General features: G+C 72.9%; 11 protein-coding genes. 9 read left to right on the forward strand and 2 right to left on the reverse strand.

The genetic code is table 11. From position 1 onward, the window contains the following. The 5 genes from VMF51_RS24825 to VMF51_RS24845 all read left to right on the forward strand — a co-directional run. Positions 1–2,343: bifunctional [glutamine synthetase] adenylyltransferase/[glutamine synthetase]-adenylyl-L-tyrosine phosphorylase (locus tag VMF51_RS24825; RefSeq protein ID WP_325477171.1), on the forward strand; the 2,343-nt coding region annotated here is incomplete at its 5' end. 24 nt (positions 2,344–2,367) lie between these two features. Continuing rightward, positions 2,368–3,147 (forward strand): isocitrate lyase/phosphoenolpyruvate mutase family protein, encoded by a 780-nt coding sequence (locus VMF51_RS24830; protein WP_325477172.1) that lies wholly within the window; start codon positions 2,368–2,370, stop codon positions 3,145–3,147. A gap of 115 nt (positions 3,148–3,262) precedes the next feature. Continuing rightward, a complete protein-coding gene (locus VMF51_RS24835) occupies positions 3,263–3,961 on the forward strand; it encodes a hypothetical protein (protein ID WP_325477173.1) in 699 nt (232 codons plus the stop codon). Between the two features lie 36 nt (positions 3,962–3,997). Further along, positions 3,998–5,452, forward strand: a complete 1,455-nt coding sequence (locus tag VMF51_RS24840; protein WP_325477174.1) for a PepSY domain-containing protein — start codon at positions 3,998–4,000, stop codon at positions 5,450–5,452. Positions 5,453–5,640: 188 nt separating this feature from the next. Next, complete coding sequence (locus VMF51_RS24845; RefSeq protein ID WP_325477175.1) at positions 5,641–5,988, forward strand: hypothetical protein; 348 nt, start codon at positions 5,641–5,643, stop codon at positions 5,986–5,988. A 94-nt stretch (positions 5,989–6,082) separates the two neighbouring features. Here VMF51_RS24845 and VMF51_RS24850 read toward each other — a convergent pair whose 3' ends face one another. Together VMF51_RS24850 and VMF51_RS24855 are read right to left on the reverse strand one after the other, a co-directional pair. After that, the gene (locus tag VMF51_RS24850; RefSeq protein ID WP_325477176.1) at positions 6,083–6,832 is read right to left on the reverse strand and encodes a response regulator transcription factor; all 750 of its coding nucleotides are present in this window, start codon (positions 6,830–6,832) and stop codon (positions 6,083–6,085) included. A 254-nt stretch (positions 6,833–7,086) separates the two neighbouring features. Further along, entirely contained in the window at positions 7,087–7,881 is a 795-nt protein-coding gene (locus VMF51_RS24855) for an IclR family transcriptional regulator (protein WP_325477177.1), read from the reverse strand. A 69-nt stretch (positions 7,882–7,950) separates the two neighbouring features. Between VMF51_RS24855 and VMF51_RS24860 the strand changes: the two genes are divergently transcribed. From VMF51_RS24860 to VMF51_RS24875, 4 genes are all read left to right on the forward strand, one after another. Continuing rightward, positions 7,951–8,757: a 2-keto-4-pentenoate hydratase gene (locus VMF51_RS24860; RefSeq protein ID WP_325477178.1), complete on the forward strand. Its 807-nt coding sequence runs from the start codon at positions 7,951–7,953 to the stop codon at positions 8,755–8,757. Positions 8,758–8,768: 11 nt separating this feature from the next. After that, positions 8,769–9,716 carry an acetaldehyde dehydrogenase (acetylating) gene (locus VMF51_RS24865; RefSeq protein WP_325477179.1) on the forward strand — a complete coding sequence of 316 codons (948 nt, stop codon included), beginning with the start codon at positions 8,769–8,771 and terminating at the stop codon, positions 9,714–9,716. Between the two features lie 2 nt (positions 9,717–9,718). Continuing rightward, positions 9,719–10,732 carry a 4-hydroxy-2-oxovalerate aldolase gene (dmpG, locus tag VMF51_RS24870; protein WP_325477180.1) on the forward strand — a complete coding sequence of 338 codons (1,014 nt, stop codon included), beginning with the start codon at positions 9,719–9,721 and terminating at the stop codon, positions 10,730–10,732. A gap of 195 nt (positions 10,733–10,927) precedes the next feature. Then, a complete protein-coding gene (locus VMF51_RS24875) occupies positions 10,928–12,298 on the forward strand; it encodes an FAD-binding oxidoreductase (RefSeq protein WP_325477181.1) in 1,371 nt (456 codons plus the stop codon). Positions 12,299–12,380: the final 82 nt, after the last annotated feature.

Below are 12,380 nucleotides of genomic sequence, written 5' to 3' on the forward strand. Positions count from 1 at the left end.
GTGGCCGGAGACGGGGACGTCGCGTCAGCGACCCGGCTGGCCGCCGCGATGATCCGGGTCTGCTCGGCGGCCGGCACCGAGGAGGCGCTGTTCCCTGTCGACCCGAACCTGCGCCCCGAGGGCCGGGCCGGGCCGCTGGTCCGCACGCTGACCAGCCATCTGGCCTACTACGAGCGCTGGGCCAAGACCTGGGAGTTCCAGGCCCTGCTCAAGGCCAGGCCGGTGGCCGGGGACCTGGCGCTCGGCCAGGCCTACGCCGACACCGTGGGCCCGATGGTCTGGCAGGCGGCCCGCCGCGATAACTTCGTCGAGGACGTGCAGGCCATGCGCCGCCGGGTAGAGCAGTCCGTGCCCGCCCGGCAGGCCGGGCGCGAGCTCAAGCTCGGTCCGGGCGGGCTGCGCGACATCGAGTTCGCGGTCCAGCTGCTGCAGCTCGTGCACGGCCGCACCGACGAGACGCTGCGCTCGCCCGCCACCCTGCCCGCGCTGGCCGCGCTGGCCGCCGGGGGGTACGTCGGCCGGGCCGACGCGGACGAGCTGGGCGCCGCCTACCGGTTCCTGCGCCGCACCGAGCACCTGCTCCAGCTGAACCGGCTGAGCCGCACCCACAGTCTGCCCGAGGATCCCGCCGTACTTCGCCGGCTGGGGCGGGCGATGCGTTTCAACGACGGACCAAACGACGACTGGTTCCAGCCCGCGCTCACCGGTATCCGCTCGGACCCGGCGGCCGAGTTCGACGAGGAGTGGCGCCGTCACGCCCGCCAGGTCAGGCGGCTGCACGAGAAGCTGTTCTACCGGCCGCTGCTCGACGCGGTGGCCCGGCTGCCGTCCGAGGCGGCCCGGCTGACGCCGGCCGAGGCCCGGGCCCGGCTCGAGGCGCTCGGCTACGCGGATCCGGCCGGGGCGCTGCGGCACATCGACGCGCTGACCTCCGGGGTGTCCCGGCGCGCGGCGATCCAGCGCACGCTGCTGCCGGTGCTGCTCGGCTGGTTCGCCGACGCCGCCGAACCCGATGCGGGCCTGCTCGCGTTCCGCCAGGTCAGTGAGGCACTCGGGTCCTCACCCTGGTACCTGCGGTTGCTCAGGGACGAGACCAGGGCGGCCGAGCGGATGGCCCACGTGCTGGCGTCCAGCCGGTATGCGGCGGGGCTGCTGCTGCGCGCGCCCGAGGCGGTCGCCATCTTCGGCAACGACGCCGAGCTGAAGCCCCGGAGCCTGACCGGGCTGCGCGCCGAGATGATGGCGGCCATCCAGCGCTACGAGGACGACGCCGAGGCCGCGGTGACCGCAGTCCGTTCGGTGCGCCGCCGCGAGCTCCTCCGCACGTCCGCAGCTGACACACTCGGGGGGGACGACCCCGGAACCGGGGGGAGGCTCGCCGTTACCGGCGAAGCGCTTACTGATATCACCCGGGCTTCGCTGCAGGCGGCGCTGGAGGTGGCGCTGCGGAAGGTCTTCGCCGAGCTGCGCCGCCCGCTGCCGACGAGGTTCGCGGTGATCGCGATGGGCCGGTTCGGCGGGCACGAGTGCGGTTACGGCAGCGACGCCGACGTGCTGTTCGTGCACGACCCGGAGCCGGGCGCCGACCCGCAGCAGGCGTCGTCGTACGCCCAGGCGGTGGCGAACGAGCTGCGCCGGCTGCTCGCCCTGCCCGGCGGCGACCCGCCGCTCGTCGTCGACGCCGACCTGCGTCCGGAGGGCAAGCAGGGTCCGCTGACGCGCACGCTGTCGTCGTACGCCGCCTACTACGCCAAGTGGTCGAAGGTGTGGGAGGCGCAGGCGCTGCTGCGCGCCGACGCCGTGGTGGGCGACCCCGACCTGCGCCGCCGCTTCGAGGAGCTGATCGACCCGCTCCGCTTCCCGGCCGACGGCATCAGCGCCGACGACGCCTTCGAGGTACGTCGGATCAAGGCCCGCGTCGACGAGGAGCGGCTGCCCCGCGGCGCCGACCCGCACATGCACCTCAAGCTGGGCCGCGGCGGCCTGGCCGACATCGAGTGGACCGTCCAGCTGCTGCAGATGCGGTACGCCGGCCAGGTGCCCGGCCTGCGCACCCCCCGCACCATGCCCGCGCTGGATGCTGCGCGTGACGCCGATCTGATCGGCGAGGACGACGCCGCCGTGCTGCAGCAGACCTGGCGGCGGGTCAGCCGGGTCCGCAACGCGGTGACGCTCGTGCGCGGGAAGCCCAGCGACCAGCTGCCCCGCGATCCCCGCGAGCGGGCGGCGGTGGCGAGCATCCTGGGCTACGGGCCGGGCGAGTCCGAGGCGATGCTCAACGACCACCTTCGGCACACCCGCTTGGCGCGTGCCGTCGTGGAACGGGTGTTCTGGGAGGACTGAGCCCCGGTGGGTAGCGTCGGTCGCATGACCACTTCCGCCACCCGTGCCACCCGACTCCTCGAGCTGCACCGCGATCCGGCCCTGCTGACGGTCGTCAACGTCTGGGACGTGATCAGCGCGAAGGTCGTCGCCGACGTACCCGGCACGACCGCGCTCGCGACCGCCAGCCACTCGATCGCCGCGTCGTACGGCTACGAGGACGGCGAGCAGATCCCGCGGGACCTGATGCTGGAGGCCGTCGGGCGGATTGTGCGGTCGACCGACCTCCCGGTGAGCGCCGACCTCGAGGGCGGGTACGGCGACCCCGCCGAGACGATCCGCCGCGCGATCGGCCTCGGCGTCGTCGGCGCCAACATCGAGGACCAGCTGCGCCCGCTGTCGGAGGCCGCTGCCAACGTGGAGGCGATCATGCGCGCTGCCGAGGCGGAGGGTGTCGCGGACTTCGTGCTCAACGCCCGCACCGACGCCTTCGTGAAGGCCGGCGACCGCGACCCGGCCGACGTACTGAAGGACGCGGTCGAGCGCGGCAAGGCGTTCCTCGACGCGGGCGCGCCGGTCGTGTTCGTGCCGGGCCGGCTCGACGAGGCCCAGGTCTCGACGCTGGTCGACGCCTTCGGTCCGCAACGGCTCACGCTGATCGGCATCCCCGGCCTCCCGTCGCTGGCCCGTCTGCAGGAGCTCGGCGTCGCCCGGGTCTCCTACGGCCCGATGTCGCAGAACGTCGCCCTCACCGCCCTCCAGGAGCTCGTCGAGGACGTCCACGCCGGCGGCGGCGTACCGTCCACCATGCGCCTCCTCAACTGAGCCCCCGCCGAGTCGGCAGAACTTGCGCGTCGAGTCGGCAGAAGTTGCGCGTCGAGTCGGCAGCAACTTCTGCCGACTCGGCGGTTCTCAGGATGGGCTGGGAGAATGCCGAGCCATGAGGCCGAGGACCGACCCCGCCGTGCTGTGGGCGCGCGCGGTGCTGCTCGCCTCGGTGGCGGTGTTCCTGGGCGCGGCCGGGCACGTGACGGCCGACGGGCTGCTGCCCGGTCCCGCCGCGCTCGTTGTCCTGTACGTCGTCGCGGTGGTCGGCGCGGCGGCGTTCCTCGCCCGTCCCGCCTCGCCGCTGCGGCTGGTCGCGCTGCTCGTGGGCGGCCAGACCGTCGTCCACCTCGTGCTCAGCGCGGCCGCCGGACACGTCGGCGATCCCGCCCGGCCCGCGGCCGGTCCGGCGCCCGCACCGGCCGGGACGCTCCCGACCGTCGACGGCCGCCGGGTCGGGACGCTCCAGGACGCCTTCGACGTCGGAGCCGGGCACGCGTCCGGTCCCGCGCTGCCCGTCGGCCACCTGCTCGACCACCTCACCGGCCAGGCGCCGATGATGCTGGCGCACCTGGTCGTCGCCGTCGCCGTCGGGCTCTGGCTGGCCGTGGGGGAGCGCTCCCTGTGGACGCTGCTCGCGCTGGCCGCCACCGTCGTCCTGGCCCCGCTGCAGCTCCTGGCCGCGATCGCGCGCGCCGGGCTGCCCGTCGTACGACGCCTCGCCGTGCGGGCCGCCGCACCGCTTCGGCCCCCGCACTCGCTCGTCCTCGCTCGCGCCGTGGTCCGGCGCGGTCCTCCGCTCGTCGCGCGCTGACCCGCCCGACGACCCCACGACCGCACCCGAGGACCCATGACCGACCTGACCGCGCCCGATGCTGCCCTGGCGCCACCCCCACCCCCGTCACCGCCGTCGCCCCGGCCGCCGCGCGAGCGCTCGAAGGGCAGCGGCCTGTTCCGCGCGATCTGGCGCTGGCACTTCTTCGCGAGCTTCCTGGTCATCCCGGTGCTGCTCGTGCTGGCCGTCACCGGCCTGATCTACCTGTTCCGTTTCCAGCTCGAGCCGCTGATGCATCCCGACCTGATGAAGGTCGACGTACCGTCGGCGGACGCCGTCCAGCAGCCGTACTCCGCCCAGCTCGCCGCGGTCCGGCAGACCTACCCCGACGTCACCGTGATGTCGATGGCCGAGCCCCGCGAGGAGGGCCGGGCGACCGTCTTCTCGGTGACGACCGCTGACGGCGAGGGCCGCGACGTGTTCGTGGACCCCTACGTCCCCGAGGTCCTGGGCTCGCTGAACCCCGACTCGACCCTGTCCGGTACGGCGGTCCGGCTGCACGCCGACCTGATGAGCGGCACCCTCGGCGACCGGTTCCTGGAGCTCGGTGTGTGCTGGGCGATCGTGATGGCGTTGACCGGCTACTACCTGTTCGTGCGCGGCTGGCGGGCACGCCGCCGGATGCGCAAGGCGAACCGGAAGGGCGCCCGGCTGCGCTCGCGGCACGGCGTCGCGGGCGCCGTGGTCGGCGTCGGGCTGCTGACCCTGCTGATCTCGGGACTGCCCTGGACCGGGCTGTGGGGCGCGAAGGTGCAGGAGATCGCCACCGACCGGGGCACCTCGATGTGGTCGCTGGACCACGGGGCGGCGTCCGACCCGCTCTCGACCCTCGATGAGTCGCTGCCGCACAGCCACAGCGTCGACCTGCCGTGGGCGCAGCAGAAGACCGAGGTGCCGAAGTCGGACCCGGAGGGTCACGAGGGCAGCGTCGCGAACGTCGACACCGCGATCGCCGTGGCGGGCGGCGAGGGGCTGCGGCACCCGATGACCGTGACGATCCCGAGCGACGAGGGCGGCGTGTTCTCGGTGATCGGCTACGCCTTCGACGCGCCGTCCGACGAGCGCACCGTGCACGTCGACCAGTACGGCGGCCAGGTGGTCTCGACGTACGGCTTCGACGACTACCCGGCGCTGGCCAAGGTCGTCGCCCACGGCATCGGCCTGCACGAGGGGCGCAGCCTCGGTCTCGCGTCGTTCTGGGGCGCGGCGCTGATGTGCGTGCTGATCGTCTTCATGTGCATCAGTGGTCCGCTGATGTGGTGGCGGCGCCGTCCGAGTGGCGCCGGGCGGGTCGGTGCGCCGCGCGGCAAGCTGCCGCTGCGGGCCACGCCGCTGCTACTGGTGGCCCTGGTCGGGCTCGGGCTGCTGCTCCCGCTGTTCGGGATCTCGCTGCTCGTGGTGCTCGCCCTCGACCAGCTCGTGCTGCGCCGGATCCCGGCCCTGGGCGGCTTCTTCGACACGGTGCGCTGAGGCGGCGGATCTTTTGCGGGTTCCTTGAGGTTTTGGACCCGCCCGCCTTGATGTTGCCCCGGCACAGTTCGGGATGTCGCCTCGGACCACCAGCACCCTTGCTGGTCACAGACCTCCGGGCGGTCACGGCTCCGCCGCGGCTGCCCGGGGCTGGGGCTTCTGGAAGCGAGGCTCGAGGAATGGTGAGCGTGTTCGATCCGCAGGCGCTGGCCAAGCTCGCGCACGACATGAAGGACCCCGCCTTCGCGCGCGCCTTCGCCGAGAAGTACGCCGGCCTCCTCGACCACCGCGTCGCCCGGATCGCCGAGGCGCTGGACGCCCTCGACTTCATCGACGGGATGGACGCGACGCTGAGCCTGAAGGTCTCCTCGACCACGGTGGGGGCCTGCGAGCTGGCCGACGTCGCTCGCGAGATCGAGTCCGACCTGCGCCGGCAGGACCTCCCGGCCGCCCGGAGCCGGGCCGTGGTGCTGCCGGAGGCCGCGCAGCGCGCCCAGGTTGCGCTCCAGGAGTACCTGACCGCGCCCCGCCCGTAACTTCTGCCGACTCGACGCGCAAGTTCTGCCGACTCGACGCGTAACTTCTGCCGACTCGGCGGGCAAGTTCTGCCGACTCGGCGGGTGGGGTGGGTCAGGTGTCGGAGGACTCCATCCGGTAGCCGACGCCGCGCACGGTGCGGACGAACTTCCGGTCCTTGGTCTCGCCGAGCTTGCGGCGCAGGTTGCCGATGTGCACCTCGACGAGGTGGGTGTCGCTCGACCACTCCGTGCCCCACACCGAGCGGAGCAGGGTCTCGCGCGACCAGACCCGGGCGGGGCTGCGCATCAGCTCGGTGAGCAGGTCGAACTCGGTGCGGGTGAGGGCGAGCTCCTGGTCCTCCTTGAAGGCCCGGCGGCCGTCGACGTCGACGCGCAGCACCCCGTGCTCGAGCACCTCGTGGGTGGAGCCGGGGCCGCTCGCACCCACCGGAGCGGGCGCGGCCGCCGCGGCCGACGGGCGGCGCGGCCGGCGGAACATCGCGTTGACCCGGGCCTTCAGCTCGTGGGCGTCGAACGGCTTGGCGATGAAGTCGTCGGCGCCGGTCTCCAGCCCCAGGAGCCGGTCGATCGGCTCGTTGCGGGCGGTGATCATGACGACGTACGCCTCGGTGATCTCGCGCAGCCGGCGGCAGGTCTCGATCCCGTCGATGCCGGGGAGACCGAGGTCGAGGGTGATCAGGTCGGGGTCGAGGGTGCGCACCGCCTCCAGGGCCGCGGTGCCCGACTCGACGGCCGACACCTCGAAGCCCTGGGTGCTCAGGGTGAACTCGATCAGGGAGCGGATGTCCTCGTCGTCCTCGACGACCAGGGCGCGCCGTTCGGAGCCCGAGTCGATCACCATGCCGCAGATGTTGCCAGATGAACGGGCATCGAGGGGGGACGAGGCCCCCTCGGCTCGCCCCGTGGGAACGGGGCGAGCCTCCCCGGAACGGCCGAGGCACGCGACGGTCGCAAATGCAGCCCGCCCCCGGGATACGGGCTGCGTAAGTCCGAGACGGGGGCGGAACCGATGGAACTGAGTGCCTGGACGGTTCATACCCGCCGACCCGTGTGGCAAAACCTTCGTTCACAGATCCCGCGCACAGATCCGGCTGCTCACCGCCCCGGCCGGACCGCCCCGCCGTGACGCCGGGCGAGCGTGCTGGCCAGCGCGGTCGCGGCGGCGCGCAGGGCCGTCTCGTGCGCCTCGGGCCGGAAGCGCCCGACCGGCCCGGTGACGCTGATCGCCGCCAGCGCCGTACGCCCGTCGGTGTCGAGCACCGGGGCCGCGATGCACAGCAGGCCGGTCGTCGACTCCTCGCGCTCGTACGCCGTCCCGGTGTCCAGCACCGTCGTCAGTTGCCGTCGCAGCAGGCCGGGTGCCACCACCGTGTGCGGCGTACGCCGCTCGAGCGGGCGCGCGAGCACCTCCTCCTGGACGGCGGGGGAGGCGTGCGCGAGCAGCACCTTGCCGATCGCCGTGCAGTGCATCGGCATCCGCCCGCCCGTGCGCGAGGGGGAGCGGGCCTGCCGGTGCCCGCCGATCTTGGCGACGTACACGACCTCGGTGCCGTCCTGCACGCCCAGGTGCACGGTCTCGTGGGTGCGCTCGTAGAGGTCCTGGAGGAACGGCATCGCCAGCTCCAGCAGGGTGCGCTCGGACGCCGCCCGCATGCCGAGCTCGAAGAGCCCGCCCGCGAGCCGGTAGCCGTGCGGGGTCTTGTCGAGCAGCCGGTGGCCGACGAGATCGCCCGCGACCCGGTGCGCGGTCCCCTTGGGCAGTCCGGTGCGGCGCACCAGCTCGGCGAGCGGGAGCACGGTGTCGTCGACGCGGAAGGCGCGCAGCAGGGCGACGGCCTTGCCGAGCACGGTGTCGGTCCCGCTGGGCTCGACGTCGGGACGCTCGGTCACCCGATCAGCGTACCGGTGAGTGGAACGCGGCCGTGGCCGGCCCGAGGACCGCGCGGCGAGGGTGGGGGCATGAGTGAAACCGTCTCCCGCGTCGACACCGACGCCATCGTCGCGGCCGCGGACCGGCTGCGGCTCGCGGCCGAGACCGGCACGCCGAGCGCGCCGGTGCGCGACCTGATCGGCCGTGACGACGTCGCGGCCGCGTACGCCGTCCAGCAGCGCCTCACCGAGGGCCGGGTCGCCGCCGGCGCCCGGGTCGTGGGCCGCAAGATCGGCCTCACCTCGAGCGCCGTCCAGGAGCAGCTCGGCGTGGACCAGCCGGACTTCGGCGTCCTCTTCGACGACATGGCGTACGCCGACGGCGGCGCCGTGCCCGCGGCCGCGGTGCTGCAGCCCCGGGTCGAGGCCGAGGTCGCCTTCGTGCTGAAGGAGGACCTGGCCGAGGGACCGCTCGACCTCGCGCAGGTCCGCGGCGCCGTCGACTACGCGGTCGCCGCCCTGGAGATCTGCGGCAGCCGGGTGGCGGACTGGGACATCAGCTTCGCCGACACCGTCGCCGACAACGCCTCGGCCGGCGCGTACGTCCTCGGCACCGAGCGCCGGACCCTCGACGAGGTCGAGCCGCGCGAGGTCGCGATGAGCATGAGCATCGACGGTGCCGAGGTCTCCACCGGCACCGGCGCCGCCTGCCTCGGCGACCCGCTCGAGGCCGTGGTCTGGCTGGCTCGGCAGGCCCGCACGTTCGGCGAGCCGCTGCGGGCCGGCCAGGTCGTCCTCTCCGGCGCGCTCGGCCCGATGCGGCCCGTCGCGCCCGGCAGCACCGTCACCACCACCATCACCGGGCTGGGCGGCGTCTCCGTCGCCTTCAGCGAGTAAAGGACCAGGACATGACCAAGACCAAGGTCGCCGTCATCGGCTCGGGCAACATCGGCACCGACCTGATGATCAAGGTGATGCGCACCAGCAAGCACCTCGAGATGGGGGCGATGGTCGGCATCGACCCCGCCTCCGACGGGCTCGCCCGCGCGGCCCGCTTCGGGTTCGCCACCACCCACGAGGGCGTCGAGGGGCTGATCGCCCTGCCCGGCTTCGAGGAGATCGAGATCGTCTTCGACGCCACCTCGGCCAAGGCGCACGAGCACAACGCCGGGCTCCTCGAGCCGCTCGGCAAGCGGCTGATCGACCTGACGCCCGCGGCCATCGGCCCGTACGTCGTCCCCGCGGTCAACCTCGACGACCACCTCGACGCCCCGAACGTGAACATGGTGACCTGCGGTGGCCAGGCGACGATCCCGGTCGTCGCCGCGATCTCGCGGGTCGTGCCCGTCGCGTACGCCGAGATCGTCGCCTCGATCGCCTCGAAGTCCGCCGGCCCCGGCACCCGCGCCAACATCGACGAGTTCACCGAGACCACCTCGGCCGCGATCGTCGAGGTCGGCGGCGCCCGGCGCGGCAAGGCGATCATCATCCTCAACCCGGCCGAGCCGCCGCTGATGATGCGCGACACCGTGTTCGCGCTCGTCGACGCCCCCGACCCGGCCGTCCACGAGGAGATCCGGTCCTCGGTCGAGAAGATGGTCGCCGACGTCGCGGCGTACGTCCCGGGCTATCGGCTCAAGCAGCAGGTGCAGATCACCGAGATCGCCGCCGACCAGCCGGTCGAGACGCTCGTCGGCCCGGAGGCCACGACCCGCCCGACCCACCAGGTGTCGGTGTTCCTCGAGGTCGAGGGCGCTGCGCACTACCTCCCGGCGTACGCCGGCAACCTCGACATCATGACCTCCGCGGCGCTGCAGATGGCGGAGCGGATCGCGGCTTCGAAGGCAGGGAACTGACCATGAGCACTCCGATCTTCGTCCAGGACGTCACGCTGCGCGACGGCATGCACGCCGTACGCCACCGGATCACGCCGGAGGACGTCACCCGGATCGTCGCCGCGCTCGACGACGCCGGCGTCGACGCCATCGAGGTCGCGCACGGCGACGGCCTCGCCGGCTCCTCGGTGAACTACGGCCCCGGCTCCCACACCGACTGGGAGTGGATCGAGGCGGCCGCCTCCGTGCTGAAGCGGGCGCGGCTGACCACGCTGCTGCTGCCCGGCGTCGGCACCATCCACGAGCTGAAGCGGGCCTACGAGCTCGGCGTCCGCTCGGTCCGGGTCGCCACCCACTGCACCGAGGCCGACGTCTCGGCGCAGCACATCGCGGCGGCCCGTGAGCTCGGCATGGACGTCTCCGGCTTCCTGATGCTCTCGCACATGTCCGCGCCCGAGGACCTGGCCCAGCAGGCCCGGCTGATGGAGTCGTACGGCGCCCACTGCGTCTACGTCACCGACTCCGGTGGCCGGCTGACGATGAACGACGTCGCGGCGCGGGTCCGCGCCTACCGCGACGTCCTCGACCCGCAGACCGAGATCGGCATCCACGCCCACGAGAACCTCTCGTTGTCGGTCGCCAACTCGGTGGTCGCCGTCGAGAACGGCGTCTTCCGGGTCGACGCCTCGCTCGCGGGGCACGGTGCCGGTGCGGGCAACTGCCCGCTGGAGGCGTTCATCGCGGTGGCCGACCTGTCGGACTTCAAGCACGGCTGCGACCTGTTCAAGCTGCAGGACGCCGCCGACGACATCGTCCGCCCGCTGCAGGACCGGCCGGTCCGCGTCGACCGCGAGACCCTGACGCTCGGGTACGCCGGCGTGTACTCGTCGTTCCTGCGGCACGCCGAGAACGCCGCGCAGCAGTACGACCTCGACGTGCGCGACATCCTGATGGAGTGCGGCAGGCGTCGCCTGGTCGGTGGTCAGGAGGACATGATCATCGACGTCGCGCTCAACCTGGTCCCGGCCCGTTCCTGAGGGTTCGCCGGAATACCCCAACCTGCACGATGCCGGGGACCCGTGCCCGGGTCTAGCGTCGGTGGTTCCAGACCTGTCGCGGACCCCCGCCGTGCCACGTGACGCCCCGACGCCATCCCGACGCCCTCTCGACGCCCTCGTGACGACGACCTGTTGCCGGACCCGGCAGGCACCGAGTCACGAGGAGCGTGAGAGATGAGTGCACAGCTGGACACCCTGCGGGAGCAGACCCGCGGGTCGGTGATCGGCCCGGACGACCCGTCGTACGACGAGGCGCGCCGGGTGCGCAACGGCATGATCGACCGGCGGCCCGCCGTCATCGTCCGGGCGGCCAACGCCGGTGACGTGATGACGGCGGTGCGGTACGCCGTCGACCAGGGGCTCACGGTCGCGGTGCGCGGCGGGGCGCACAGCGTGCCGGGCTTCGGCACCGCCGACGACGGCGTCGTCGTCGACCTGTCGGCGATGCGCGACATCCGGGTCGACCCGGTGAACCGGGTCGCCCGGGTGGCGGGCGGTGCGACGTGGGGCGACCTGAACGCGGCGACGTACCCCTTCGGCCTGGCCACGACCGGCGGCATCATCTCGACCACCGGCGTCGGCGGGCTCACGCTCGGCGGCGGCATCGGCTACCTCGCGCGGGGGCTCGGGTTCTCCTGCGACAACCTGGTCGCGGCCGACGTGGTGACCGGCGACGGGAGCTTCCACATCGCCAGCGAGAAGGACGACGCGGACCTGTACTGGGCGATCCGGGGCGGGGGCGGCAACTTCGGGGTCGTCACGTCCTTCGAGTTCCGGCTCAGCCCGGTCAAGGACGTCTACGGAGGGCCGATGTTCTTCGAGCTGGACAAGGCGGGGGACCTGTTCCGGCTCTACCGGGAGTTCATCGCCGACGCCCCCGAGCAGTTCGGCGGGTTCCCGGCGTACCAGATCGCGCCGCCGCTGCCGTTCATCCCCGAGGCCCGGCACGGCACCACGCTGGCCCTGATGGTGACCTGCTGGGCCGGCGACCCGGGGGAGGGGGAGAAGGTGCTGAAGCCGTTCCGCGACCTGGCGCCGACGGTGGCCGAGCTGGTCGGCCCGATGCCGTACCCGGCCCTGAACAGCGCCTTCGACGACCTCTACCCCTCGGGGCTGCGCCACTACTGGAAGGCCAGCTTCGTCAAGGAGCTGACCGACGACGCGATCGCCGCTCACGTCGAGCACGGCTCGCAGGTGCCCGAGATGACGTCGACGATGCACATCTACCCGATCAACGGCGCCTGTCACCGGGTGGCGTCCGACGCGACCGCCTTCGCCTACCGCGACGCCAACTTCGCGACGGTGATCGCGGGCATGTGGCCGGACGAGAAGGACGACGAGCGCAACACCGCCTGGGTCCGGGACTACTACGCGGCCACCGCGCCCTTCTCCGAGGACGGGGGCTACATCAACTTCATGGCCGAGGACGACCAGGGCCGGATCGGCGCCAACTACCGGGGCAACTACGACCGGCTGCGGGAGGTGAAGGCGACCTACGACCCCGGCAACCTGTTCCGGCACAACCAGAACATCCCGCCGGCCTGAGACGCCGCGAGTTCACCCATTTGGGTGAGGTTCGCGCCGCGCTGCCCTCATTCCGCCGCGGGCGGGCGTGCACTTCTTGGTG

This window comes from Nocardioides sp. (assembly GCF_035503875.1).
GTDB lineage: Bacteria > Actinomycetota > Actinomycetes > Propionibacteriales > Nocardioidaceae > Nocardioides.

What these genes read in the sequence shown, in the direction of transcription:
- VMF51_RS24830 (WP_325477172.1), top strand. Translation starts at nt 2,368, where the DNA reads ATGACCACTTCCGCCACCCGTGCCACCCGACTCCTCGAGCTGCACCGC.
- VMF51_RS24835 (WP_325477173.1), top strand. Translation starts at nt 3,263, where the DNA reads ATGAGGCCGAGGACCGACCCCGCCGTGCTGTGGGCGCGCGCGGTGCTG.
- VMF51_RS24840 (WP_325477174.1), top strand. Translation starts at nt 3,998, where the DNA reads ATGACCGACCTGACCGCGCCCGATGCTGCCCTGGCGCCACCCCCACCC.
- VMF51_RS24850 (WP_325477176.1), bottom strand. Translation starts at nt 6,832, where the DNA reads ATGGTGATCGACTCGGGCTCCGAACGGCGCGCCCTGGTCGTCGAGGAC.
- VMF51_RS24860 (WP_325477178.1), top strand. Translation starts at nt 7,951, where the DNA reads ATGAGTGAAACCGTCTCCCGCGTCGACACCGACGCCATCGTCGCGGCC.
- VMF51_RS24865 (WP_325477179.1), top strand. Translation starts at nt 8,769, where the DNA reads ATGACCAAGACCAAGGTCGCCGTCATCGGCTCGGGCAACATCGGCACC.
- dmpG (WP_325477180.1), top strand. Translation starts at nt 9,719, where the DNA reads ATGAGCACTCCGATCTTCGTCCAGGACGTCACGCTGCGCGACGGCATG.
- VMF51_RS24875 (WP_325477181.1), top strand. Translation starts at nt 10,928, where the DNA reads ATGAGTGCACAGCTGGACACCCTGCGGGAGCAGACCCGCGGGTCGGTG.